Source organism: Stenotrophomonas sp. GD03930, from assembly GCF_029839665.1.
Lineage (GTDB): Bacteria > Pseudomonadota > Gammaproteobacteria > Xanthomonadales > Xanthomonadaceae > Stenotrophomonas > Stenotrophomonas forensis.
This window is the reverse complement of record NZ_JAOCAV010000005.1, coordinates 48,642-73,258: the sequence shown is the minus strand read 5'-3', so window position 1 is coordinate 73,258 and position 24,617 is coordinate 48,642. Positions and strand designations below refer to the sequence as shown.

Below are 24,617 nucleotides of genomic sequence, written 5' to 3'. Positions count from 1 at the left end.
CCAGCCGGTATGGCCGGCCAGGGCGAGCACTCCCTGCCTGATCTGCGGCAGGGTCAGGTGGTAAAAAGCGCGACCCCCGACTGCAGGCGGGCGTAGTCGCGCAGCGGCAGCTTGCGCAGGTCGTCCGGCGGGATCTCGCACAGGTTGGCGATCATCCGGACCTCACGCTGTGCATCGCTGCCCTTGTCATCCTGGAACCGCTCCATGTCTTCCACGGTGGGTTCGCGCATGCGCAGCACGGCGGTCTCCACGCCATTGACCTGGCGCGGGCGGGTGAGGGTGACTTCGGCATAGCCATCGCGTTCGATGACGTGGTCGTTGGCGGTCTTGGTCTTGCTGGACATGGATGTGTTCCTGGAAATCGAGGGAGCGCGATGAAGGCGGGGGCGCGAGGCGCCCCCGGTGCTGTGGAGATGCGTGCGGGGTCAGATGCCCAGGGCGCTGCGCAGGCCGGCCAGCATGTCCACGCCGTTCTGCTTGGCGATCATGTTGACCACGTCCAGCTCCTGGACGACCAGCGGTCCGTGGGTGAGCTTGTAGTAGTTCAGCGCGAGCGAGATCTTCACCGTGCCCTTCTCGCCGGACTTGGACTCGCCACGATCGATGGCCTTGACCTTGCCGCGCATGTTGTGGACCACGGCGGTGATGCTGCCGTCGCTGGATTCGAGTGCCTCGCGTGCGGTGAAGGAATACTCCTTGCTCTCCACAACATGGAACTTGCCCATGATGTCCGGATCATCGGCGATGAGGACGGCCTCGGCTTCAAGCTTCTCGTGGCCCAGGGTGATTTCGGTCGGGGCGAACATGCCACCCGCCTGGAAATCCTCGGTCTTCAGCGTCAGCTTCGGAGCGGTGAAGGATTCCACGTTGCCGGCATAGCCCTTGCCATCGACGTAGAAGTTGAAGTTCTTGCGGACGTTGCGCGCCATGCTTAGAAGATCTCCGAGACGTAGTTGTTGTTCATGTGCATGCGGAAGGTCAGCTGTTCACCCGGGTAGGTCGGGGTGAAGTCGAAGTCCCAGTAGAAACGGCCCTGGGCCACGCTGTCCGCTGCGTTCAGATCGGGGTCGATCCAGCAGTTGCCGCCGAGGATCGCGCCCTGGGTCTTCAGGCCGCGCAGGAAGGCATTGACGCCCTCGCGCACGTCATCGACGTAGGTCTTGCTGATGCCGCGGTCGACAGCCCAGAGATGGGCGGCCTCGAGGCTGTCGGCGATGATGTCGGCGGTGCGCACCACGCACAGGAACTGCCACTTCTGGTCGCTGCTGGCGGTGCGGTTGCCCCACAGGCGGAAGCCACCTTCGCGGATGATGGTCGCCACGTTGGACTGGTTCAGCAGGTTGGCGCGGCTGGTCGCGTCGGACAGGCCGAAGTCGATGGCACGCGCGGTACCAAGCACGCCGTTGAGTTCCAGGTTCGACGGCGATGCCCACCAGCCGCGTTCGTTGTCGCTGCGGGCGATGGCGCCGGCCACGGCACCGGAGGCGTAGCGGGTGACGATGGCATCACCGGACTGCACCAGCAGCGCCGGGTCGACCACGTAGACGCGCTTGGAACCGGTCAGGGCGGTGGTGCTCTTGGCGGCCTCATCGTTGCTGTTCGGGCCGTCCTTGATGATCACCGCGCGCAGCTTGTCGGCGATGCCGAGCAGCTCGGCCACGACCGGGTTGGCCAGTACGGCCTCGGGCTTGGCCGGATCGGTGGGATGCACATGGGTGAAACCCGGTGCGACCAGGATGCGCGGCTTGACGCCGACGATGGACTTGGCCGCCAGCAGGGCGTGCACGCCTTCATAGGCGCCGGTCTGTGCGTTCACACCGCCAAGCACGTTGGCCAGGGTGGCACTTTCGTTGGCACCGTTCTCGACGCGGATGACGACGACGACAGCACTGGACTGATCGAAGATCGCATCGAGTGCGCCGGGCAGCGTGCCGGCTTCGGCGCCGGTCTTGGCCGACAGCTTGGCCGCCTGCGAGGGCGAGGTCACCAGGACGGGGGTGTTGATGGGGAACGCTTCGGTGTCAGCCAGCGGTGCGGTGCCGACGATGCCGATCACGCTGCTGGAGGCGATGGCAATCGAACGGGCACCGGTATCGATGTTGACGACCTGTACGCCATGGAGAAATTCGGTCATTCGGGGTTCTTCCTCGGTGTGGGTGTGTGCCGGCTTGTGCAGGCGACGGGGTAATGTTCGGAGAAGGTGGCGCTGGCGATAATTGCAATCGTGGCCGCGGCGTCATTCCAGGATGGGGCCGGTGTCACCACGCGAGTGCGATGCGCTCATGTAGACCTGGTCTTCGCGCGCCAGGACGACGCCGGTGCTGGCTCGGCGAATCTCGACAATGAGGCTGCAGCCCGCGCTGCCATGGACAACGTCGAATCCGCAGTAGCGATCGGTACCGAGATTCAACCAGGCACCCGTTCCGGAAGGATTCGCATCGCCTTCGACCTTGGTGTAGCGGATCTCGAAGTTGCTCGCGATACCACGGATGAGCCATGGACCGAAGGTGCGGGTGACGCCGTTGGGGTTGTTCGTCCACGTCTGCACCATGCCGTTGGACTTGAAGCTGAAGGCCGCGTGTCCATTGGGCGCAGCGCCGGCGTAGGACGAGCCGCCGATGCTCGGGTTGGGGATGGTGACCGCGTCGTACTGCGCGGTGCCCCGGGCCGCCCACAGGTTCGACACGTCCATGCCGCCGATGCGATGCCCGACGTCCGCACGCTTGCTGCCGTACTGGATGTGGGCGTAGCGGCGGCTCAGGTCGGTGCCGCCGACGCGGCGGCCCGAATCCTGTGCCAGCGGACCTTCTACATAGGGATCGAACAGGTCATCGAAATCCGTGCCGCCGGAGCGATAGCCACTGGCCATATCAACGCTCCGCCTTCAGGGCGCGAACCTCGGCCGACAGCTCCTGGATGGCCTTGGCCAGGACCGGCAGCAGCTGGTCGAGCTTGACCGATGCCACGCGCTCGCCCTGGAACTCGACGCCTTCCAGGTCGACCGCTTCCGGCACCAGTTCGGCCAGCTGCTCGGCGACGAAGAACAGGCGGCGACGGCCGTCGTCGTTGTATTCGGGCTTGTAGTGGCCGGCTGCGAGTTCCATCCGCTCGACAGCCGCCAGGCCGTAGGGCAGCGTGCCTTCGATGTTCTTCAGCTTGCGCGAAGAGCCAAAGTCATATCCGCCGACGGCAGAAAGAACGCCCGCTGAGGTAAGTGACATCTTCGGTGTCAGCGCTCCGGGCGTACTGACGCCGAACTGCAATGTCTGATACTCGGTCCAGATGCCGCCATGCGTGTTGCCGCCCGTATCGATGAAGCCGAGCCCGCCTCCGTAATTGCCTTGTGAGATCAGTCCGAATGATCCAACCGCATTGCCTGGGGAGGCGTTGATGGGCTTGGCGACGATCTCGCCGTTCGCTGTGAAGTGAACGCGGTTGGCACCCTGGGAATCGTTGTACCGCAGCCCATTTGCGCTGATCGCAACGTCCACGTTGCTGCCAATATCCACCTGTTGGCCCCGACCCTGGAGGCTCACGCCTTCCCCGGTCAGGAGCAACTTCGCGAATGCGTCTTCAGCTGCATTGACGGACTGGAGCATGGTGCTGCTGGTGCCATCATTGACAATGCGAATCAACGAGCCGTTACCCGCTTGCACCTTGAGCGGGCCGGTCATCTTGTCGCCGGCCTTGTTCAATTTGCTTGCCGGATCGAAGTTGCCGCTGGTCCAGACATAGCCGCCGGCGTTGAGCATGGCGGTGTATCCGCCTGCCGCATTGGCGAAAGTGAAATTCGATCCGTTCTTGAAGATGTACGAGTTGGCGTCGCCCAGCACGAGTACGCCATCGTTGGCCACACCATTCCAGCCATAGGAACGAAGCGAGTTTCCATTCACGCCGACGTGTCCGGTGAACGTCCCGCCGGTCTTGTCCATCTTCGATTCCGGCGCGAAGTTGCCGGCGTGCCATATGACCGAGCCATTCCAGCGCGGCGAGTCGCCATGCTTGATGGTGATCTCGCTGCTGGCATTACGATCGGCACTCCACACGCGCCACAGGCCCGTGTTCGCCCAGCCACCGATGAACGACTGTTCCGCGCCGGCACTGCCGAATCCAACCAGGGGCCAGCTACCCGAAATGAACTGCTGGTCGGTGAAGGTATTGCCCGCCTTCGTCGCTTTGCCATCCAGTGCCGACTGAAGCCCGGTCACCTCAGCAATCACATGTTTGTGGCCCACCGTGGCGAAATCACCGGCCAGCGCGAACTCGGAGGCGTGCTTGCCGTCCAGGGTGTCGGCGTCCAGGCCGTTGCCATGCCCGGTGTCCTTCAGTGCGGCACTCTTCAGTTCCAGCGCGGTGCGGGCTGCCGTGGTGGTCGCAGCCGACAGCAGTGTCTTCGCCAGTGCGGTCGGGGCGCTGGCACCGAAGCGCTTGTCGGTGTAGGCGCGTACGCCACGCGGCGTCACCGCGCGCTGAGTGTCGGTCGCATCTTCGGCTTCGGTGCTCGTGGCCAGTTCAACCACGCCCACGACCTCGGTGGTGGCGGGCGGATAGATGAAGCCGGCGTCACCGAACTGGATCAGTGCGGTGTCCACCTCGGCGAAGCGCGTATCGGTGGCCAGCAGCAGCATCGAGGCGGCCGACTTCTCCATGATCGGATCGGCTTGGCCATACGTGGCGAACAACGTGCCGTCGGCCAGGTACAGGCCGAACCCGCGCAGCGTGTAGGCCGTTGCGCTGTCGTCGCGGATGGTGACGTGCACGGTGTCATCGCCCACCGCCTGCCCGCCGAAGCTGGCGACGCGTTTGATTTCGCCTGGCAGCGCGGTAAGCCCTGCCGATGGAGTGAAGGCAGTGGATGTCAAACCAATCTGCGTAATCAGGATGGCGTTGGTGCCGGTGTTCGGCGGATTGACCAGCCTGGCGAAGCCGGCATCGGTGATTTTCAAGCGCATGCGGGGGTTACTCTCCGATCAGTTGAAGGCGGCGGAAGGCCGTGGCGTGGGCGGCTGCAAGGGCGCCGACGGCGGCGTCGGCCTGCATGCCCTGGGTGAAGGTGAAGTGCGATCGCACCGGCTTGGTCCGGCTGATTTCGCCGATGACGTCCTCGACGAACATCGCCGTGGCGGCTTGGCCGCTCTGGTTGGCGATGGTCATCACTGCTTCGAAGGTGTGCGGTGGTCCCTTGGGCTGCAGCTGCCACCATTCGCGGATCAGCACTGAGCCACCGAAGGCAGCGACCACGTCGCGCACGCTGCCGGCTGTACCCTTGCGGCGCTGGATGGCGATGGCCGTGCGCACCCGGGCGCGCTTGACGGCTTCGGGCCAATAGGCCTTCCACTCATCCACCGACAGCGCCCAGGCCAGCCAGGGCAGCAGTGCGGTCGGGCAGCGGTCGGCGTCCCACAGTGCAGTGATGTCCACCGGCAGCGGGCGCGCCACGCTGGCGCGGGCAAGCGCGCGCTCGGCACGGGTGGCATTGGCGGGCAGCAGGTTCGCTGCCAATGGCACCACCATCTGGGCGTCGCCGTCGATGATCTCGCCGGGCACCGGTGCAGCAGCCAGGGTCACCACGCTGCCCTCGATGACGCCGCCCTGCAGTGGCTGCCGTCCTTGCGCGTTCGTGCGGTACACCGCCTGCAGCGTCGCCAGCGCGCCACCGGGGTGGCGGAAGGTGCGGTTGCGGCCATCGATCGCGCCGCGCAGGCGCGCGTTGATCAGGCGCGTGCTGGGCTCATTCATCGGTGCCGCCATGGGTCAGGGTCACGCCGGTGCAGTGCGTGGCCTGGGTGCGATCCACCACCACGTCGGTGTCCGGGCGGATGATCTCCACGCGCTGTACCCCCTCGGCGTGCAGTGCAGCGAACAGGCCCGAACGGGTGACGTCACGGCCGAGGCGGTGCGATTCGCCGATGTAGCGATCCAGGCGGTTGCGCGCCTCGGCGAGCACCACCTGCGAGTCCGGGCCGGCGAAGGTGAACAGCGTGGCGTCGACCGTGTAGTTGACGATCGTGGCCGGCTTCACCAGCACGTGATCGGTCAGCGGCCGCACGTCATCGGCGCTCAGCTTCGCCTCGACGATGTCGAGCAGGCTCTGGGTGGCGGTTCCGTCCGCCTCGCGCGACAGCACCGAGACCACGACTTCGCCCGGGGTGGGGCTGGTCGCACTCGCATCGAGTACCCGCGGGTCGGCGCTGAGGGCATGAAATACATACGCACCCTCCGGCCCGGCCACGCTGAAGCCTTCCGGGCCCAGCTGGATACGGCGGCGGAAATCTTCATCGCTCTCGTAGCGTGGCGCGATGCCCTCCTGCGGCTTGCCCGGGTCCAGTACCTGGCGGGCGATGCCGAAGATCGCAGCGAGATGGTCCAGGTCGCTGCCGATCGCATAGGCCAGCATCACGCCACGTGCGGCGTCGTTGACGCGCTGGCGGTCGAGCAGGCGCAGGTAGGTGCAGACCTCGAGGATCTTGAAAGCAGGGTCCGACGGCAGCAGCGCGTCGAAGGTGGGATCCAGGGCCTGCAGCGCAGTCAGCGATTCATCGAACATGGCTTCGAAATCGAGCACTTCGATGACCGCCGGGGCAGGCAGCTGGGACAGATTGACACTGGTGAACGAGCCGGATGCCACGGTTAGCGAACCTCGATTCCTTCGATGGTGATGGCCTGCCCGTCGGGTAGATGGATGCCGGTGACTGCCAGGATCATCACGCCGGGGGCGGGGAGGGAGACGTCGACGTTCTCGACGTGGAGCCGCGGTTCCCATCGCGCCAGGGCGTCGACGGTGGCGGCAATCAGGTCCATGCGCAGCGAGCGATTGGTGGGCGCATCGATCAGTTCAAACACGCGTGAGCCGTATTCGCGGCGCAGTACGCGGGAGCCAAGGGGCGTGATGAGGATGTCACGCACGGATTGGTGCAGATGGGCCAGCCCATCCAGGGATTTGCCGGTGTTGGCGTCGATTCCTCGCATGGTCTCTATCGTCGTGGAGTGCAGGTTTTCAGGGCATTGCAGGCGTGGCCGGTCAGGCCTGGGCCGGCGTGGTCGGTGCGGTGGGGCCCTGCGCGGTGTGCTTGTGTGCCTTCAGGCCGATGGCGCCGGCCTTGATCTCCGCCGGAGTGCTGATGTCCTTGCCGGCGGTGATCGCACCGGTCACGTCCAGGTCGCCGGTGGCCTTGATCGACGGTGTATCGAGCAGCACCGATTCGCTGGCGATCACCTGCGCGCTTGCACAGGTCACGATGACCTTGCCGCTGCCGACGTTGACGCTGAGCGTGGTGGTTTCCTGGTCGTACTCGACGATGCTGCCGTCGGCGTACTGGGTACGCTGCCGCAGGCGCGAGTCAGCCGGTGCGGCGAAGCGGTCCTGGTACAGGCTGCCCAGCACCAGCGCCTGGCCCGGGTCGCCATAGGGACAGGCAAGCACCACCTGCTCGCCCGGCTCGGGCGCGCACCAGCTGCGCATGCCCGGCCCGGCCCGTCGCTCCAGCCAGGGAATCCAGTCGGTGAGCATGCCGTCGGCATCGACGCGTACGCGCGCTGCGGCTTCGTCGAGTTCGCGCACGACGCCGATCATCAACAGGTTGCCAATCAGCCGCGCATGTTCGGCGCTCATGGTGCGTGCTCCGGCAGTGGCTGGTAGCGTGGCTCATGGGCGCGGCCGATCTCGGGCGCGAAGCTGTAGAAGGCCTGCGGCACCACGCCGCCGGTGTCCTCCCACGCGTTGCTGCCCAGGGCGATCGGCAGCGACCACTCGACCACCCAGCTGCGGAGACCAGGCTGTGCCGTCGCAACGTCTTCGGGCAACGCGGCGATCACATCGATGGCGCCGCTGGCGGCCCCGGGGAAGCGGCCGAGCTGGTGCAGCCAGGTTGCCAGGGCGACGGCGGCATTGCGTACCTGCAGCGCTGCATCGGCATTGGCCGCTACGACAATGCGTGCCTCGAAGCGCAGCAGGGCGTGCAGCAGGCCGCTGCCGTCGCTGTTTTCCTTGTTGCGATCACAACGGGTCATGGCCAGCAGGCAGGCCGGCATGGGCATGTTGTCCGTGCTGGATTCCCGATAGAACGCAACGGTGGCAAGGCCCGGGAAGTGCGCGCGTATCGCGGTTTCGATGGCGCTGTGCAGCGCGTCGAGCGTCGGAGGAGGGGAATCGGTCGCCATGTCAGCTCATGCAGTGAATGGAAGGAGGGCAGGGCCGGTGCGGCCCATGCGGTCTGCAGCCAGTGTTGCCATCACCGGAGGTGGGCGGCATTGCAGGCGTGACCGCGAGCGGCGGGGTCAGGGCAGGGTCCTGCTGGCGCCGGCTGCAGCGCCGCAGCTGGCAGGCGCGACCGGCAACGCACCGTTGATGGTGAAACCGCGCTGGTTGCCAAGGCTGCACAACAGCGCCCGCAGCTGGTCGGCGAGTTCGTGGTATCGGCGCGCGACGGCGACGTGGTTGCGCAGCAGCGCATCGTCGTCGGCGCCCTGCAGGTCCGGCAACTCAGGGGGTGTCTGCAACTGTGCCGGTGCGATGCTGATGTCAACGTGGCAGGGCATGGCCGGCGTTGGCTTCGCGCCAGATGCGCACGAACTCAGCATCAGCGTCGCCGCGATCGCGGCCAGGAGTCTTGGCATGGGTGTCGATGTCCCGTTGCAGGGCGTTGAACTGCTGGGTGCGCTCGGCCTGCGTGGCCAGGCGCTGTGATTCGGCGCGGGCGCCGGCCCGGGCATTGGCGAGGTCCTGCTGATGTGCGGCCTGCGCCGTATCAGCGCGGGATGCCTGCTGTGCGGCCTGGGCGCTGGCAACGGCCAGGTCCGCGCTGCGGTCCCGCAGGGTCCACCCCAGCCAGGCGCAGCCGGCATGGCTGCCGACGAGCAGCAGCAGGCCGACGCGCAGCCTCAGCGCGAGTGGGGTCATGCCAGGGCTCCACCCGCGGCGCGATAGGCAGCGCGCAGCGTTTCCAGTGCGTGTTCCTTCTGCCCATACCCGGCGCCCGGCAGCGATGCCCAGATGCGCCGTGCCGCGCTGACGGCGGCGTCGAATCGTCCCAGCCGGACCAGCTCGTAGGCACCGCATTGCTTGAGCAGGGCGACCGCGGCGCGATCCTGCGAGACCGGGCCGAAGTCGGGCAGGCCCAGGCGTGCGTGCAGGTCGTCCCAGGTACTGCGCAGGAACTGGTAACGGCCGGCGGCGCTGGATTTGATGCCATAGCGCGGCAGCGACACCAGGACGCGGGGATGGTCGCGGTAGTCGTTGAACAGCTGGCCCCCCACGATCACGTCGTAGCCGCGGTCACGCGAGCGCTGGCTGGCAATGTCGGTACCTTCGGACACGGCCAGCATGTCGAGGAACGCGGCCACGTTGGCACCGCCGAGTGCGCTGGCTGCGGCGGCGGTCATGCGGCCGCCTCCGGCTGCTTGCGCACCAGTGCCAGCAGCGCGTCTATCTGCACGCTCTGCTGGGCGATCTGTGCACGCAGGGCGTTGACCTCGCCACGCAGTTGCCCGATCTCCTGCGCCATCGCCTCGCGTTCGTGCATCAGGCCATCGGCGCGGGTGCGCTCGGCGGCAAGTTGCTCCTGCAGGGTGCGCAGGGTGTTGCTGGTGGCTTCATCGGCGGTGCGGTCGACCTTGGCCGACGACAGCCATTGGCGCAGCCACAGCGACACCGCGATCAGTACGCCGGAGGTACCGCCCAGGTATTTGGCCCAGTCGGGTACGCCGGCCAGCAGGTCGCTCTCGTTCATGCGCGTGCGTATCCCTTGAGCAGGGCCGGATGGACCGCAGGCGGTGGCGCGGAGCGGGCATCGCGCAGGGCGCGCTTGATGGTGGTCTGCGAGACACCGAACTCACGCGCGACGTGGTCGCGTGGCATGCCGCTGGCAACGGCACGTGCGATGCGTTCGCGGCGCTGCTGCGCACCGGCAGCGAAGCAGGAGGCCAGGAACAGCAGTTCGCCACCGAAGTGCGCGACCAGCCGCTGGGCGACGTCGTAGCCGAGGATGTCGATCAGCCGGTGCTGGTCGGGCAGGGTGGACGGCACGTAGACGATGACGCGGTGGCGGCCGGTGGTGCTGGAGGTGGTCGGCGGCCATGCACGCACCAGCGTGAGGGCTGCGGATTCGCCGATGACCTCGGCGAGGGTCTGGATGCTGTCGGGCAGGGCGTTCATGAGGAGTGTCGTCAGTGGCATTGATCTCCACTGTTGCCCTCCCGCCCTTCCGGTCAACACCTTTCATCTACTTTCGAAATTACGTGCTGAAGGCATTCAGTGAGCCTGAGCACCGGTGAGGACAGCGCTGCGGATGCCTGCGGTGGCTCTCGCCGGGTTGTCGTTGCCGCGGCTGTTTTCCGTATTCCTGTACTCGCTGTCCTCACCGTGTGGAAACAGAGGCAGGTCAAGGGGAATCCGGCAGGTATGGGGTGAGGATGGCCTTGTTGCCCGCCCTCACGTCCGGGCGCAGGCCCGGAAACAAAAAAGCCCCGGACGATGCCGGGGCTTCAGGGCTGCAGGTGGGGCTGGATCAGAGGTCGAACACCAGGTTGCCGCCGGTCTTGCGGGGGATGTAGCCGGCGTCGCGCAGCCAGCGCGCCGCATTGACCTGATCCATGCGCTTGACCGGAAAGCGGTTGGCGAACATCAGGAAGCGCGCCACGGTGATCGATTCACCCTTGCCCTTCAGGGCGGCCAGGGTTTCGGTGAACCACGGTGCGGGCGGCTGCTGCCTGCCGGGGCGGGCCACGGTACGGGCCTGCGTCGTGCTGCCATCGCCCGCCTGGGTGCAGGCCTGCGAGCACAGCGAGATGAAGATCGCATCCAGGCTCACGATGTCCTTGCCACCCTTGGGCTGGGACTTGAACAATTCGATGGCCTTGAGGCGCGTCGACGCGAACTGTTCGACCTCCATGGGGTTTCCTCTCTGCGAAAATGATTGGGGGATGCAGGGTGACGACAGGTGTCGTCGGTGATGAGGCGACCTTACATCATTTTCGCCGATGATGGGCCACGACCTGCGCTCGGATGAGTGGGAAGAGAGATCACACGGCCCCGTGCCGCGTTCAGATCACGCCGCGCGACAGCAGCTGGTCCAGCGTCCTGCGCACCAGATCGGCCGGGGTGCCGTCATTGTTTACTTCGATGTCGACCAGATGGTCCGGCAAGGCCTGTTCGCTGGCATGGCCCGGACGGCTGACGCGGATCACGACACCGCCACGGCGGCGGATCGCGCGGGCTTCATCGGCCAAGCGCACATCCGGCACCAGTCCGCCTGCAGGCAGGCGTGCGAACAACGCGCGCACCCGCAGTTCGGGGAGGATGCAATCACGCCCCGATCCGGTTCCGGCGCTCTGCATCAGCTGCTGAGGGATGAGCTGAGCCAGCGCCCGCAGCGGTGCCGCAAAGCTGTCGCAGGGCAACGCCAGTGCCGAGGCCAGTCCATTGGCCAGGGTGTCCTTGCCCGCATGCTTGGCGCCGGCGATGCCGATGTAGAGCGGACCGGCTGCCTGCGGGGCAGGCCGCAGCCGAGTGCGGCGCAGGGCGGGGCCGGCACGGAATGCGGCCAGAGTGTCGGCGATCATGCGATGGCCGCTGTCGAGGGAGGCGGGAATCATGCGGAATCTATTCCTGGAAGAAGACGGTGGGTGGCGGCGGTCAGGAATCGCGACCGGCACCACCGCGCGCACGCAGCAGGCGCTGGGTGATGCGCCCTCCGCGGGCAGCGGCCGCGACAGGGTCAAAGCACAGCATGGCAGTGCGGGTACGACGGCCAGCGGCAAGGTGATCGCGGATGGTCCGTTCGGACAGCACCGGTACCCGCTGGTGGATCTGCCGCACGGTCAGCTGCTCGCCTTCGAAGGCATGAAGTTGGGGACGAGGCATGACGCAAGCGCTCCTGGAAGGTGGCGTGGCCGATACAGGCATCTTGCCTTCCTGGGCCCCTCTAGTCAACACCTTTCATCTACTTACATCTTGGTTGGTGCGGCCGGTGGGCGCCCGGCATCAGAACGGGCCTGCCGCCTGCTCGCCGAGGTTGAGCCTGCGCGGCGGCATCAGCCAGACCTTGGCCCGCTCCTTGCCGACCACGCGGGTGCGTACGCCATGGCGCTTGACCACATAGGCGGCCGCCTCGTTGACATCGCGGCGGTTCGGCTTGTCGATGCCTGCGGCAATGACGATCTCGGTGGCGCGGTAGTGTGCGTTCCAGTGCTCGGTCGGCAGCGACCAGTCGAAACGGCGGTCGATCAGTTCGGCAATCGGCGAGATCGGTTCGTGCTCGCTGTTGGTGGCATTCAGCGCATCCAGCTCCTCACCGGACAGGTGCCAGGTCTCGCCGTTGCGGTACAGCGCATGGGCCTCGGACCACACCTGCTGCATGTCGATGCGCGCCGGTTCGCCCAGTGCCACGGCATGCACGGTCCACCAGCGCGTGTTGCCGGTCGCGTCGCGCAGGAAGCGCTCGTCATTGACACTGGCAAACAGGATGGTCCGGCGCGCGTAGCGCGACTCGTTGCGCGCGTATGGACGGCGGATCTCATCATGGCTGCGCGAGATGAACGATTTCAGCGCGGCGATATCGGTGCGGCGGAAGGTGGCATCCACTTCACCCAGTTCGACGATCCACTTGGAGATGACCTGCTTGACGCTGTCCTTGTTGGCCGGATCGAGCACCACGCCGTCGGCGATCAGCTGCAGTTCCGGCGGTGCCAGCTGCCGGGCCCAGCGTGTCTTGCCCAGATTCTGCTTCGAGACGAACGTCAGCACACCCCGCGCCACCACGCCATCCGGTTCAAAGGCCGCCGCCACGCCGGAGACCAGCCAGCGTCGCATCAGTACTTCCTTCAGGATGCGCCCGTCGGCCATGCGGGTGGGCTGCGCTTCCTGCACCGTATCGAAGAAGGCCTGCAGGCGGGACTGGCCATCCCACGGGCGTGAGGTGATCCAGCTGGCGACCGGATTGTAGGGGTTGGCTTCGGCCACCTGGCACAGGTTGGTTTCGAAGCTGGCGGTGGTCATGCCAGCGCGGTGCATGCAGTCCATCACTTCACCGGCAGCCACTTCCTTGGCATTGTCCACCGTGCTCTGCAGGCCCGGCACCAGGATCTCCAGGTCCTTGCGGATGACGTTGTAGCGCACGGTCACGCCGGTGCGCCGGCACAGTTCGGCCAGATTGCGCGCTGTGGGCAATGGGCGGCCGCGCGTGCTGGTATCGGGAAAGGGCGTGAAGGCATCGAATGCGGACAGGTTGCCAGGCACCTGATAGCTCGCGCTGGCTGCCGAAGGTGCGACGTCGCCGGCCGTGTCATCTTCCACCACGGCGGCTGGCGGTGGCAGGAGCTGGGCGCGGACTGCCTCGAGCCCCTCGCGCAGATGCAGGTCGTTGAAGTCGGTGGGGCGGTCACTGTCACCGTGCACTGCGGAGAACTCGGGCCATGCTACGCGTGCATCGATCTCCGCAGCGGCGCGCGTTGCCTGGGTGACGCCGGGATTGTCCACGGGCTGCCGGGTCCATTGATCGTTGTCCGCGCAGAGCACGAACACACCGTCGGGCACGGCGCTGCGCCAGGCGCGGGCGACCGCGGCGAGGTTGCCGGCATCCCAGGCGATCACCACGCACCAACCGGTGGCCTGATGGATGGAGGCGGCGGTGGCATAGCCCTCGGCGATGGCGATCGGCTGTGCAGCGAGCGGTTTGCCGATGACGTGAAAGCACCCCTGTTTGCGGCCACCGGACAGGAAGTCCTTGTCGCGTCCCAGTGCGTGTTCCATGCGCGGAAAGATCGCCTGCAGCGAAACGATCCGACCGGCAGCATTCATCACCGGCACCAGCAGCGTGTTGTCGATGTGGCGGAAGACCAGGCCGTCGCTGTTGCGTACCGGCCACGGCGCCACGCGCAGGCCATGCGCAGGGATGCCCTTGCGCACCAGATAGGGATGGCTGCCGTCCGCCGGTACGGCGCGGTTCCACAGGACATTGGCGGCCTTGGCGGCGGCCTCCTCGCGCTCGCGCTGCTGCTGCTCGCGTTCGGCACGGGCCGCCTCCTGGCGGTGGCGGATGGCGCGCTGTTCGGCGGCGCTGAGCGTGCCGGGTGACTTCGCGCACCAGGCATGACGGGTGCCGGTGCGCCAGCTGCCGAACTCGCCTGCCGGTACCTGGTCGCCGAACAGTACGGCCCACCCATTGCGTGTGCCGGGGCGGTCACCCTCCACATGGAAGCGCACCAGCATGCCGTCGGCATTGAGTGCCTCGCGCCCGCGGGCGTCCGGCACGATGCCATGTGCGTGCATGACCTGCAGGAACGCGGGAACGACGTCCTGCGCTGGGTGCGATGTGTGCATTCGGCGAAGCCCCTTGAAGCGTGGTCCGGTTCACCGCAGCCTGTCGATGCGCAGCGTGATTCATGCCGGGCGCAGTGCACGTGGCGACCGGCCGACGCGGCAGGGTCAGCCGCAGAGGGGAGGCGGTGATGCGGCCATGGTGTCGGAACGACCTCTCTTTTGCAACACCTTACGTCACCTTGCATCCCTGACCCCGGCGTCGCAGCCCGGTACTCCAGGGATCTGCGATGACCTTCGCAGATTGTCGCTTCTGCGGCGGCGTGTCGCAGTTGGCGAGAACCGTTTTTCCGATGATGCCGTTGCCGTCAGATACGGCCTTCCGACTCGCCTTCCGCCCTTCCGGGCGCCCATACACAAGGAGCCTGCATGCCTGAAATCCACTGCAACAACGAAAGCCGATCCGATTACGGACGCGTCTCGTCCACCGCCGTTGTGGCGTTCTCAATCGGTGCGACCACCCCCCGATAAAATACAGCCTGCATGACGGACACCATCGACGAAGCGCAGGAACTGGAAGCGCGCCATCTGCAACATGCATTGGTCCAGCACGCAACGCGGGCCCGCACTGTTGCCCCTCTCACGCCCATTGGGGAATGCCACAACCCGGACTGCAGCGAAGACTTCGACAACGATCCGGCCAGGCTGTTCTGTGGGCCTGCCTGTGCCGAGCGCTACGAAGCCATCCATCAACACCGCAACGCATAGGAACAGGGGACATGTCTCTGAACAGCAACGACGCTGGCTTCACCGAACGCATCGCCGCAGTGTCGGCCGAGCTCGCCGTGCTGGTTAGCCTGGTGGAGAACCACATCCATCTGCAGTTGGCCGATCTGGCCGATTCGGGTGACGTGGATGCGCAGGAGCGATTCGCGGTCGCCGATCCGGAGCGCTGGTTGGAGAACGCCCGCAACAGCCTGCAGGTGGGCGTGATGTTCCTGGAACGCGCGGTGCGGCAGCCCGCCCGGTTCTAGCGTTGCCGCGTGGGGGCGGAAGGGGCCGGTGTGGTCGCCTTCCGTCCCCACCGGAGTACGCAGCGCGCTGCACGGCGGGGGCTGCGTCATAACGTCGCACCGCCTGTGCAGCAACCCTGAACGTGGTCCAAGGTTGGGCGAGGCCCCGTAGAATGGCCGCGTGCGCCGTTCTGTTCTCCACCGCCGGTTCCAGGCCCTGGCATGGCTTGCCATGCTGCTGGTGCTGCTCGCCCCGCTGGTGAGCCGCTGGCTGGCGCATGGCCACGTTGCGGCCAGCGCAACGGTGGCGGCGATGGACCACAGCCTGCACGCACAGCATGCGATGGACGGCCACCACGACCATCATGCGATGGCGATGCCGCACGGCGAAGCGGCACCGAAGCCTGCTGCCGACCCCCATGCCGATCATGAGATGAGCGTGGACTGCGACTACTGCCTGATCGCCGCGCGGATGATCACCCTGCTGGTGGCAGCGTTGCTGCTGCTGGCACCGATGACGCCGGTCTGCCGCGCGCTGCGCGGGGCGGTGCAGGCCCTGCCGCAACGGATCAGCGGTACCCTGGGAGCGCGTGGGCCACCGGTCCTCAGGACCGCCTGAGCCGCACGCGCGCTGCAGTGATCTTCCTGCCATGAGGCTGCCGGCCACGGCCGGTGCCCGCACGCGCGTGCCTATCCCTTTCTGATTGCTGCCCTGCAATGCGGGGTGGCCTTGCATGCCGTGACCCAATGAAAACCAACCCCAACTCCGCGTGCCTGTGCCGGGCGCTGCTGCCTGCGCTGTGTGCCTGGCTTCTGCAGGCGGCGCCTGCCCTTGCCGCCGATACGGCGCCTCCCACCACGCTGGATACCGTGCGCGTGGTGGATACCCGCAGCGGCGAGCTGTCCTCCTCCGCCAGCGCCGGTTCCGCGCTGGGCCTGAGCGTGCTGCAGACGCCGGCCGCGCTCACCGTCATCAGCCGCGACCAGCTGGAGCAGCGCGGCGATACCAACCTCAACGATGCGATCAGCCGCGCAGGTGCGATCAGCGCCATGCCGCATCCCGGCAACGGGCTGAGTGCGCTGTCCAGCCGTGGTTTCACCGATGGGGCGTCGGTGATGCGGTTGTATGACGGGCTGCGCCAGTACGGGGGCGTGGGCATCACCTTCCCGTTCGATACCTGGTCGATCGAGCGCATCGAAGTGCTGCGTGGGCCGGCCTCGGTGATCCATGGCGACGGCGCGATCGGCGGGGTCATCAACATCGTGCCGAAGAAGCCCTCGCGCGGCGCCATCGAGAACGAAGTCAGCGTGACCGTCGGCAGCGAGGACACCGCGCGCCTTGGATTCGGCAGCGGCGGCGCGCTGACTCCGGCGCTGGCGTACCGGCTGGACATGAGTGGCAATTACAGCGCGGGGTGGGTCGACCGCGGGCGCAACAGCGACGCCACCTTCTCCGGTGCGCTGTTGTGGCAGCCGCGCAATGACCTGCAGCTGACCCTCACCCATGCGCAGGGCCAGCAGAGGCCGATGCGCTACTTCGGCACGCCGTTGATCGACGGTCGCCAGCTGGACGCGCTGCGCCACCGCAACTTCAACGTGGAAGACAGCCAGATCCGCTTCCGTGACCGCTGGACCCAGCTCGACGCGCTGTGGACGCCCACGGCGAACGTCGAATGGCGCACCCGCGTCTACCAGATCAACAGCCAGCGCGACTGGCGCAACGCCGAGGCCTATGTCTACAACCCACGCACCGGCCTGGTTGATCGGTCCGGCAACACCCGGATCACCCACAACCAGGACCAGACCGGGTTGACCTCGACGCTGCGCGTGCAGGGTGAGGTGGGCGGCCTGGCGAACAGTTTCGCGGTGGGACTGGATGCCAACCGTGCGCACTTCAAGCACACCAACAACACCTATGCCGGCAGTTCGGGCCCGGTCGATCCGTTCCATCCGGTGCCCGGCACGTTCGTCAGCGATGCGCCGAACCTGCCGCGCTACCGCAACCGCGCCGAGCAGTACGCGCTGTTCGTGGAAGACCGGCTGGCACTGGGTGAGCGCTGGTCGGTGCTGGGCGGGCTGCGCCACGATCGTGCCGGCATCGATCGCACCGATCTGATAGGCGGCGAGCGTGTGCTCTCGAAGACCTACAGCAGCACCGGGTGGCGCGCGGGCACGGTGTTTGCGCTGCGCCCGACGCTGAACCTGTACGCGCAGTATTCGCAGGCAGCGGACCCGGTCAGCGGCCTGCTGATGATCAGCCCGGCCAACGGGGCGTTCGACCTGGCCAAGGGCCGGCAGTTCGAGGTGGGCATGAAGCAGGCCTTCGACGGTGGCGAGTGGACGCTGGCCGCCTACCGCATCCGCAAGACCGGTCTGCTCAGCCGCGACCCGCTGCAGCCTGACCGCCGCGTGCAGATCGGCGCGCAGACTTCGCGTGGCATCGAGGCTTCGTTGAACTGGAACTTCGCGCCGCAGTGGTCGCTCGATGCCAACGCGACGGTGCTGAAGGCCGAGTTCGAGGACTTCCTGGAAACCGCGGGGACGCCGCCGGTGCTGGTCTCGCGCGACGGCAATGTGCCGCCGAATGTGGCCGAACGCCTGGCCAACGTGTGGTTGAGCTGGCAGTTCCTGCCCGACTGGACCCTGGCCGGCGGCGCGCGCTACGTCGGCAAGCGCTACGCCGACAACGCCAACACGCTGGAGCTGCCGGGCTACAGCACCACCGACCTGGCGTTGTCCTGGCAGGCCGCGCCGCGGACGCGGGTGACTGCACGCGTGTTCAATGTGTTCGACAAGGCGTACTACGCCACCGCGTACTACACCAGTACACAGTGGTTGTTGGGTGCGGACCGGCGCGTCGAATTCACCGTCGATCATCGCTTCTGAGGGCAAGGGCCATGTCGCTGCGTTCCACCGCCAAGCGCTGGACCTACCTGGTGCATCGCTGGCTGGGCGTCGGAGGATGCCTGTTGATGTTGCTGTGGTTCGTCAGCGGCATGGTGATGCTGTTCATCGGCTATCCAAAGCTGACACCCGGTGAGCGCCTGGCGGCGTTGCCGGTGCTGGGTGATGCCGTCGATTGGCGAGGGCTGTCGGCGCTGCCATACGCTGTACAGGCCGAGCCGGAAGCCGTGGCGCTGACCACGCTGCGTGGCGAACCCACCTATGTGGTGCGCAGCGGCAGCAACGTCGGTGCGTGGTCGGCGCGGACAGGCCAGGCGCTGCTGCCCGTGTCGGCACGGCAAGCTGAAGCGTCGGCCGCGCAGTTCGCCGGCGGGCAGGCGTTCGTCGGCGCAATGCGTGTGGATGAGGATCGCTGGACGCACTCGCGCGCGCTGGATGCGCATCGGCCGCTGTACCGGGTGGAGGTGGGCGGTACCCAACCTGGGGACCTCTACGTGTCCTCGCACACGGGCGAGGTGGTGCTGGATGCACCGCATGCGCAGCAGCGCTGGAACTATGTGGGCGCGTGGCTGCACTGGCTGTATTTCCTGCGCATGCAATCGGTGGATCCTGTATGGACGTGGGTGGTGATCGTGCTGTCTGCGCTGTGCACGGTGGCGGCGATCAGCGGCATCGTGGTTGGCATGTGGCGCTGGCGTTTTCGCGGGCACTACCGCTCCGGCGCGAAGACGCCGTATGTCGAACCCTGGATGCGCTGGCACCACCTGATCGGGTTGGTCGCTGCTGCCTTCGTGTTCACCTGGATCTTCAGCGGCTTGATGTCGATGAATCCGCTGGGCGTGTTCAGCGGCACCCGCAATGCGATCAATGCCGACCGTTACCGCGGAGACAGGGTGGCGGTGGATGGGGCGCTGGCCGAACCGTCGGCGTTGCTGGCGGTGGCCGGCGACGCGCGGTTCCGGCCGGTGGAAATCCAGTGGCGTCGCATCGGTGGCGAGCTGTTCGCGCTGTTGCTGGACGGGCAGGGCGATACCCGCATCGTGTCCAATGTGGACGGGCGGCTACAGGTCGCGCGCCAGTTGCCTGCTGCGCGCCTGCAGCAGCAGGCAGGCCTGATGTCGGATGCGCCGCTGCAGGACTTCCGCGTCCTGCAGTCGCCTGATGCCTATTTCTATCCGCGCGCGCCCGAGGCCATGAATGGTGCGGCCGTGCGCCGCTTTCCGGTGGCAGTTGCCGACTTCGATGATGACGAGGCGACGCGTGTCTACCTCGACCTGGCCAGCGGTGACCCGCTGTTGACGATGGGGCACCGCGAGCGGGTAGGACGCTGGCTGTTCTACTTCCTGCACAGCTGGGACCTGCCAGCGATGCTGCGGCAGGACATCGCGCGACTGGGCGTATTGTTGCTGCTGAGCCTGGCGGGTACCGCGCTGTGCGCGACGGCCACGGTGATCGGTTACCGCCGGTTGCGGATGACGCTGCGACGCCGGCGGCGCTGATCCGGCACGATCACACCCGCAGCCAGCGCGTGGACAGCGCCACCAGCAACAGGGCGGTCGCCACGCCGATGAACGCGGCGATCAGGCCGAAGTGATTGGCGGCGAAGCCGATCAGTGCCGGGCCCGCAAGGATGCCGGCGAAGCCAAGCGTGGACACCGCTGTAATCGCCAGTGCACCCGGCATGCGGGTCTGGTGGCCGGCCAGCGAGAACAGGGCCGGTGCGATGTTGGCGCAACCCAGGCCCACAAGCACATAGCCGAGCAGGGATGCCTGCCAGGGCGTGACCAGGGTCAGCACCAGCACGCCGCTGGCGGCGAGCAGGGCGCCGAACACGATCGCGCGCTGGCGACCGACGCGTGCCACCAGCGCATCGCCGAACAGGCGGGCGACGGTCATGGTCAGGGTGAAGGTCACATAGCCGATGCCGGCAAGGCTGGCGTCGACACGACGTACGTCGCTGAGGAACACCGCGCTCCAGTCCAGCATCGCGCCTTCGCCAAGGAAGGCGATGAAAGCCAGAACGCCGATGAACAGCACCACGCCGTGAGGCATCGCCAGCATCGGCGTGTCATGCGGCATGCGCTCGCGGTGCCAGTATGACGCCGACAACAGCATCACCAGCAGCATGGCGCCCACGCCGACAAGCACCGACGCCAACGGTGGCAGCTGTGCGCTGAGCAGTACGGTCATGGTGGCCGCACCAAGGAACCCGCCGATGCTGAAGAAGGCATGGAAGCCGGACATCATCACGCGCCGGGCTTCGCGCTCGACGATCACCGCCTGCACGTTCATCGTGCAGTCCATCGCCCCCACCGCGGCACCGAACACGAACAACACCAGTCCCAGCAGCCAGGCCGTGTCGGCCAACACCAGCCCTGGCACGCTGAGGCAGATCAGCAACGTGCTGGCCACCATCACCCGACGGCAGCCCAGGCGCGCGGCGAGCACGCCGGACAGCGGCATCGCCAGCAGCGAACCGGCGCCCAGGCAGAGCAGCACCAGGCCCAGCGTGGCATCGTTGATGTCCGTGCGTGACTTGGCGAAGGGCACCAGCGTGGCCCACAACGCGGTAGCGAAGCCGGGGATGAAGAACGCAGCGCGGGTCGCGTGCTGTTCGGCACGCGCGCGGTTGGAAATAGGCATGGGCGGTTCGGTCAGGGCAGGGTGGGATGCACTGTGATGCCGGCGGCACGGAAGCGCGCGGCCAGTGCGGGAGGCGCCGACGTGGTCAGCACCAGATCGTCGATCTCGTCGAGGCTGGCGATCTGCCAGTTGCCACGCGCGCCGAGCTTTTCAGTGGTGGCAGCGACGATGACGCGGCTGCTGCACGCCACCATTGCGCGCTTCAGCGTGGCTTCTTCCGAATCCATCGCCCACACGCCGGTGTCGCCGTCCACCGCGCACGGGCCCGGCAGGTACACATCGGCGCGCAGGCGCTGCACCTGGGCCAGCGCTTCGGCACCGACCGCGCCGCCACCGCTGGCCAGGCGGCCGCCGATCAGCTGCACGGCGGTGCCTTCATGCACGCTGGCGGCGGTGGCGATCTGCGGCGCGTTGGTGATCAGCGTCAATCCCAACGCGGCGGGCAGCTGCTGGGCGATGGCCAGGTTGGTCGACCCGGCATCGAGCAATACCACCTGGCCGGGCTGCAGCAGCGCGCAGACGCGCGCGGCCAGTTCTGCCTTGTCGCCGCGATCGCGGGTCAGGCGTTCGCGCAGTGGGCGTTCCTTCGGCGGCGGCAGCACGGCACCGCCGTAGACGCGCTGGCACAGGCCCTGCGCCGCCAGCTCGCGGAGGTCGCGGCGGATCGAATCTTCAGAGACGGCATAGCGGCGCGCCAGGTCGGCGGCCACTACGCGGCCCTGCTGGCGCAGTTCCTCAAGGATCTGCTGGGTCCGCTGGGCGGGAAGGGGGCTGGGATCGGAGCTCATACCGGGAATCATGCATGAGCGTGCATTAACGTGCAACATCCGGAATAGTGTTCCGCGACGCTGGCGGGGTTGGGAATACGGCGCTTGCCCGGCATCATGGCCGCGCTCCCTGGCATGGAATCCCTGATGTCCCCCACCATTCACCACAAGCTGCGCATCGGCGCCGACCAGTACACCGGCCAGAAAGTGGTCGACCAGCAGTTCCAGCAATGCGATTTTTCCGGCGCGGACCTGACCGCGACCGAGTTCATCAACTGCAGCTTCTACGACGCCGACAGCCGCAGCGGTTGCCGCTTCAACGGCGCCACGCTGAAGGAAGCCAGCTTCCGTGGCTGTGACATCAGCATGTGCCACTTCAACTTCATCAAGGCACTGGGCCTGGAGATCAGCGAATGCCGCGCGCAGGGCGCGGACTTCAGCAACGCCAGCTTCATGAACCAGATCACCACGCGCAGTGGGTTCTGCAGCGGCTTCATCAAGAAGTCGAACCTGCGCTACGCCAATTTCTCGCGGGTGACGCTGGAAAAGTGCGAGCTGTGGGAGAACCGCTGGGACGGCGCCAATGTGAGCGGCGCCAGTTTCTCTGGCTCGGACCTGTCCGGTGGCCAGTTCGAGGGCATCGACTGGAACAGCGCCAATTTCACTGATTGCGACCTGACCAACTCCGAGCTTGGCGAGCTGGACCTGCGCACCACCAATCTGCGCGGCGCGACATTGGACGTGCAGCAGGTGGCGCTGTTGATGCAGCGCATCGGCATCACCGTGGTGCCGTGATCCGGTCCGGGTGCATCACGTCGCGTACGCCACCCAGCCCTTGAAGCTGAAGCCGGCGTAGAACAGTTCCACGTCGTCGAAGCCGGCCTCCTGCAGCAGCGCGACCTCCTGTTCGGGCGGCAGCAACGGCAGCCGCTCGGCAATGGCTTCGATCGCGCGCTGTGCATCCACGCGCGCAACGCCAGAGGCTTCGGCAAACGCCGCGTAGCGCTGCAGCCAGCGCAGCTTGCCGGACGGGTCCTGCGGCACGCTGTGGTGGGCGACCACCAGGGGGGCACCCGTGCGCAGCCGCTTGTGCAGTTCGCGCAGCGTATGCAGGCGTTGCGTGGCGTCGAGGAAGTGCAGGGTCAGCAGGCAGCTGGCGCCGTCGAAGCGCACGTCCGGGGCATCGTCGATGTAGCCTTCCAGCAGCTCAACGCGTGCGTTCAACGGGCCCAGCGTCTGCTCGGCCAGGGCCAGCATCGGTGCGGCCGGGTCCACGCCCAGCAGCTGCCAGCCCGGTTGTGCCTCGGCAAAGGCTTTCAGCTCCAGGCCGCCACCGGCGCCCAGCACCAGCACGCGCCCCTGCACGGGGACCCGTTCGGCCAGCAGCAGGCGACTCATCTGCTGCAGGGCGAGGTAGCCCGGCACCTGGCGCAACGGGCCCTCGGCATAGCGGGCCACGGCCTGCGGATCGGAGAACGACGACATGCGGGCACTCCTGCAACGGGGAACTACCACTGTACCGTGGCATGCAAGTGCCGGTGCCGCAGGGCACCGGCATCGCGCTCAGCGCAAGGCCTGCGCCAACACCTGCCAGATGCGCGGGTCCTGGCATTGCGAGACATTGAAGCGCAGATAGTCGGCCGCGCGCTGCGATTGGCTGAAGGCGTTGCCCGGTGCCAGCACGATGCCCTGGCGCAGGCAGTGCCGCGCCAGGGCCGCGGCGTCGCGGCCATCGGGCAGCTGGCACCACAGGAACAGGCCGGCTTCGGGCTGCAGCCACGGGGTGATGCCCAGCGCGTGCAGTTTCCGCAGCGCATGCCGGCGTGCATCGGCCAGGCGGGAACGTACTGACTGCATGTGGCGACGATAACCACTGTCGGTCAGCGCGATGTGCATCAGCTGCATCGCCAGATGGCCGCCGCCGAAGCTGGTTGCCAGCTTCAGGTCGGTCAGCGCGTCGATCCAGTCGTGGCGCGCCGCGATATAGCCGCAGCGTGAGGCCGCCGACAGCGTCTTGGAAAAACTGCCGACGTGGATCACCCGCGACAGACCATCCAGCGCGGCAAGCCGGGGGGCGGGATGCAGCTCGAAGTCGGCGAAGATGTCGTCCTCGACGATGACCAGTTCGCTGTGCTCGGCCAGGCCCAGCAGGCGGTGAGCGGTGCTGGCGGAAAGCACGGCGCCGGTCGGGTTGTGCAGGCCCGAATTGGTGATGTACAGCCGCGGCGAATGTGCCTGCAGCGCCTGCGCAAACGCATCAAGGTCCGGCCCGGTGTGGGTGTACGGCACGCCTACGGCCTGCACCTGGTGTGCCTTCAGCAGCGCGTGGTAGTTGAAGTAGCTGGGGTCATCCACCAGCACGCAGTCGCCGGGCTTGAGCAGGAAGCGGCAGATCAGGTCGACCGCGTGCGTGCCCGATTCGGTCAGCAGGATCTGTTCCATCGGCGCGTCGATGCCCAGTGCAGCAGCGCGCCGCTGCAGCAACTGGCGCAATGCGGGCAGACCGAGCGGGCCGGCGTAGTCGACCAGCTGCGATGCATCGACACGTGCCAGCCGGCGCAGGCCACGACGCATGCCGTCCTGGTACAGCCAGTCGCTGGGCATCCAGCCGCAGCCCGGCTTGAGGTGGCCCGCGGGCGTTTCCAGCGATTGCCTCGATACCCACAGCGGGTCCACCACGCGATCCAGCCGCGGCTCCATCGCGGCCAGCGCCAGCGGTGCGGCCGGGCCACTGACGTAGAAGCCAGAGCCCGCGCGCGCGCTGATCACGCCTTCGGCCGCCAGGCGCTCGTAAGCCTCGACCACGGTGGAGACCGATACGCCCATCGCTGCCGCCTGCGCCCGCACCGACGGCAGGCGGGAACCGGGGCCATCCACGCGCGCGCTGATGCGGGTGCGGACGGTCTGGATGACTGATTCGATGCGGGTGAGCGGACGCGACATGGAGGGACTGTAGTGGAAGTGTGGGCAGTACAGTTACTTGCGACTGTACTGGATTGTAGCTGGGGTGACCCGGCGATGGATGTTCCCATGCAG

General features: G+C 67.0%; 29 protein-coding genes. 6 read left to right on the top strand and 23 right to left on the bottom strand.

All coding sequences use genetic code 11. The features are described 5' to 3' along the window. Window positions 1-53 precede the first annotated feature (53 nt). The 19 genes from N5C18_RS20295 to N5C18_RS20205 form a co-directional block, all read right to left on the bottom strand. Complete coding sequence (locus N5C18_RS20295; protein ID WP_004154663.1) at window positions 54-344, bottom strand: phage tail assembly protein; 291 nt, start codon at window positions 342-344, stop codon at window positions 54-56. Between the two features lie 81 nt (window positions 345-425). After that, window positions 426-929: a phage major tail tube protein gene (locus N5C18_RS20290; protein ID WP_004154666.1), complete on the bottom strand. Its 504-nt coding sequence runs from the start codon at window positions 927-929 to the stop codon at window positions 426-428. 2 nt (window positions 930-931) lie between these two features. Next, window positions 932-2,134 carry a phage tail sheath C-terminal domain-containing protein gene (locus N5C18_RS20285; protein ID WP_279945504.1) on the bottom strand — a complete coding sequence of 401 codons (1,203 nt, stop codon included), beginning with the start codon at window positions 2,132-2,134 and terminating at the stop codon, window positions 932-934. Between the two features lie 102 nt (window positions 2,135-2,236). Further along, on the bottom strand, window positions 2,237-2,869 hold the full coding sequence (locus N5C18_RS20280) for a hypothetical protein (protein ID WP_004154668.1): 633 nt from the start codon (window positions 2,867-2,869) through the stop codon (window positions 2,237-2,239). A gap of 1 nt (window position 2,870) precedes the next feature. Then, window positions 2,871-4,952 (bottom strand): tail fiber domain-containing protein, encoded by a 2,082-nt coding sequence (locus N5C18_RS20275; RefSeq protein WP_279945503.1) that lies wholly within the window; start codon window positions 4,950-4,952, stop codon window positions 2,871-2,873. A gap of 7 nt (window positions 4,953-4,959) precedes the next feature. Beyond that, the gene (locus N5C18_RS20270; RefSeq protein WP_279945547.1) at window positions 4,960-5,502 is read right to left on the bottom strand and encodes a phage tail protein I; all 543 of its coding nucleotides are present in this window, start codon (window positions 5,500-5,502) and stop codon (window positions 4,960-4,962) included. A gap of 229 nt (window positions 5,503-5,731) precedes the next feature. Next, window positions 5,732-6,628, bottom strand: coding sequence for a baseplate J/gp47 family protein (locus N5C18_RS20265; RefSeq protein WP_279945502.1), 897 nt, complete (start codon window positions 6,626-6,628; stop codon window positions 5,732-5,734). Between the two features lie 2 nt (window positions 6,629-6,630). After that, window positions 6,631-6,969: a GPW/gp25 family protein gene (locus N5C18_RS20260; RefSeq protein ID WP_279945501.1), complete on the bottom strand. Its 339-nt coding sequence runs from the start codon at window positions 6,967-6,969 to the stop codon at window positions 6,631-6,633. Window positions 6,970-7,021: 52 nt separating this feature from the next. Further along, window positions 7,022-7,612 carry a phage baseplate assembly protein V gene (locus N5C18_RS20255; RefSeq protein WP_279945500.1) on the bottom strand — a complete coding sequence of 197 codons (591 nt, stop codon included), beginning with the start codon at window positions 7,610-7,612 and terminating at the stop codon, window positions 7,022-7,024. Further along, window positions 7,609-8,160, bottom strand: a complete 552-nt coding sequence (locus N5C18_RS20250; RefSeq protein WP_053448966.1) for a hypothetical protein — start codon at window positions 8,158-8,160, stop codon at window positions 7,609-7,611. Before N5C18_RS20250 ends, N5C18_RS20255 begins: the two co-directional genes overlap by 4 nt. Window positions 8,161-8,277: 117 nt before the next feature. Then, window positions 8,278-8,538, bottom strand: coding sequence for a hypothetical protein (locus N5C18_RS20245; RefSeq protein ID WP_279945499.1), 261 nt, complete (start codon window positions 8,536-8,538; stop codon window positions 8,278-8,280). Continuing rightward, window positions 8,522-8,899, bottom strand: coding sequence for a hypothetical protein (locus tag N5C18_RS20240; protein WP_053508624.1), 378 nt, complete (start codon window positions 8,897-8,899; stop codon window positions 8,522-8,524). Before N5C18_RS20240 ends, N5C18_RS20245 begins: the two co-directional genes overlap by 17 nt. Then, window positions 8,896-9,381: a glycoside hydrolase family 104 protein gene (locus tag N5C18_RS20235; protein ID WP_279945498.1), complete on the bottom strand. Its 486-nt coding sequence runs from the start codon at window positions 9,379-9,381 to the stop codon at window positions 8,896-8,898. The genes N5C18_RS20240 and N5C18_RS20235 overlap by 4 nt, the downstream gene beginning before the upstream one ends. Next, window positions 9,378-9,728: a hypothetical protein gene (locus tag N5C18_RS20230; protein WP_004154677.1), complete on the bottom strand. Its 351-nt coding sequence runs from the start codon at window positions 9,726-9,728 to the stop codon at window positions 9,378-9,380. The genes N5C18_RS20235 and N5C18_RS20230 overlap by 4 nt, the downstream gene beginning before the upstream one ends. Further along, complete coding sequence (locus N5C18_RS20225) at window positions 9,725-10,153, bottom strand: Mor transcription activator family protein (RefSeq protein WP_230078891.1); 429 nt, start codon at window positions 10,151-10,153, stop codon at window positions 9,725-9,727. The genes N5C18_RS20230 and N5C18_RS20225 overlap by 4 nt, the downstream gene beginning before the upstream one ends. 352 nt (window positions 10,154-10,505) lie before the next feature. After that, window positions 10,506-10,889, bottom strand: coding sequence for a hypothetical protein (locus tag N5C18_RS20220; RefSeq protein WP_053508617.1), 384 nt, complete (start codon window positions 10,887-10,889; stop codon window positions 10,506-10,508). Window positions 10,890-11,040: 151 nt separating this feature from the next. After that, window positions 11,041-11,592 carry a hypothetical protein gene (locus N5C18_RS20215; RefSeq protein ID WP_164240521.1) on the bottom strand — a complete coding sequence of 184 codons (552 nt, stop codon included), beginning with the start codon at window positions 11,590-11,592 and terminating at the stop codon, window positions 11,041-11,043. A gap of 40 nt (window positions 11,593-11,632) precedes the next feature. Continuing rightward, on the bottom strand, window positions 11,633-11,860 hold the full coding sequence (locus N5C18_RS20210) for a hypothetical protein (protein ID WP_053508613.1): 228 nt from the start codon (window positions 11,858-11,860) through the stop codon (window positions 11,633-11,635). Between the two features lie 120 nt (window positions 11,861-11,980). After that, window positions 11,981-14,317, bottom strand: a complete 2,337-nt coding sequence (locus tag N5C18_RS20205; protein WP_279945497.1) for a VapE domain-containing protein — start codon at window positions 14,315-14,317, stop codon at window positions 11,981-11,983. 480 nt (window positions 14,318-14,797) lie between these two features. On the opposite strand from N5C18_RS20205, the gene N5C18_RS20200 reads away from it, so the two are divergent. The 5 genes from N5C18_RS20200 (at window position 14,798) to N5C18_RS20180 (ending at window position 19,670) form a co-directional block, all read left to right on the top strand. Next, a complete protein-coding gene (locus N5C18_RS20200) occupies window positions 14,798-15,022 on the top strand; it encodes a hypothetical protein (protein WP_279945496.1) in 225 nt (74 codons plus the stop codon). An 11-nt stretch (window positions 15,023-15,033) separates the two neighbouring features. Continuing rightward, window positions 15,034-15,288, top strand: coding sequence for a hypothetical protein (locus tag N5C18_RS20195; RefSeq protein ID WP_053508608.1), 255 nt, complete (start codon window positions 15,034-15,036; stop codon window positions 15,286-15,288). Between the two features lie 211 nt (window positions 15,289-15,499). After that, window positions 15,500-15,886, top strand: coding sequence for a DUF2946 family protein (locus tag N5C18_RS20190; RefSeq protein WP_279945546.1), 387 nt, complete (start codon window positions 15,500-15,502; stop codon window positions 15,884-15,886). Window positions 15,887-16,014: 128 nt separating this feature from the next. Further along, on the top strand, window positions 16,015-18,153 hold the full coding sequence (locus N5C18_RS20185; RefSeq protein ID WP_164240513.1) for a TonB-dependent receptor: 2,139 nt from the start codon (window positions 16,015-16,017) through the stop codon (window positions 18,151-18,153). Window positions 18,154-18,164: 11 nt separating this feature from the next. Further along, on the top strand, window positions 18,165-19,670 hold the full coding sequence (locus tag N5C18_RS20180; RefSeq protein ID WP_279945495.1) for a PepSY-associated TM helix domain-containing protein: 1,506 nt from the start codon (window positions 18,165-18,167) through the stop codon (window positions 19,668-19,670). Window positions 19,671-19,680: 10 nt separating this feature from the next. Here the strand turns inward: N5C18_RS20180 and N5C18_RS20175 are convergent, their stop codons facing one another. After that, window positions 19,681-20,814, bottom strand: a complete 1,134-nt coding sequence (locus N5C18_RS20175; protein WP_279945494.1) for an MFS transporter — start codon at window positions 20,812-20,814, stop codon at window positions 19,681-19,683. Between the two features lie 11 nt (window positions 20,815-20,825). Then, window positions 20,826-21,602 (bottom strand): DeoR/GlpR family DNA-binding transcription regulator, encoded by a 777-nt coding sequence (locus tag N5C18_RS20170; RefSeq protein ID WP_053508597.1) that lies wholly within the window; start codon window positions 21,600-21,602, stop codon window positions 20,826-20,828. 126 nt (window positions 21,603-21,728) lie between these two features. On the opposite strand from N5C18_RS20170, the gene smqnr reads away from it, so the two are divergent. Further along, entirely contained in the window at window positions 21,729-22,376 is a 648-nt protein-coding gene (smqnr, locus tag N5C18_RS20165) for a SmQnr family pentapeptide repeat protein (protein ID WP_279945493.1), read from the top strand. Between the two features lie 15 nt (window positions 22,377-22,391). On the opposite strand, the gene N5C18_RS20160 is transcribed toward smqnr, so the two are convergent. Together N5C18_RS20160 and N5C18_RS20155 are read right to left on the bottom strand one after the other, a co-directional pair. Beyond that, window positions 22,392-23,066 (bottom strand): methyltransferase, encoded by a 675-nt coding sequence (locus tag N5C18_RS20160; RefSeq protein WP_271260609.1) that lies wholly within the window; start codon window positions 23,064-23,066, stop codon window positions 22,392-22,394. Window positions 23,067-23,144: 78 nt separating this feature from the next. Then, on the bottom strand, window positions 23,145-24,524 hold the full coding sequence (locus tag N5C18_RS20155; RefSeq protein ID WP_180879662.1) for a PLP-dependent aminotransferase family protein: 1,380 nt from the start codon (window positions 24,522-24,524) through the stop codon (window positions 23,145-23,147). Window positions 24,525-24,617 lie beyond the last annotated feature (93 nt).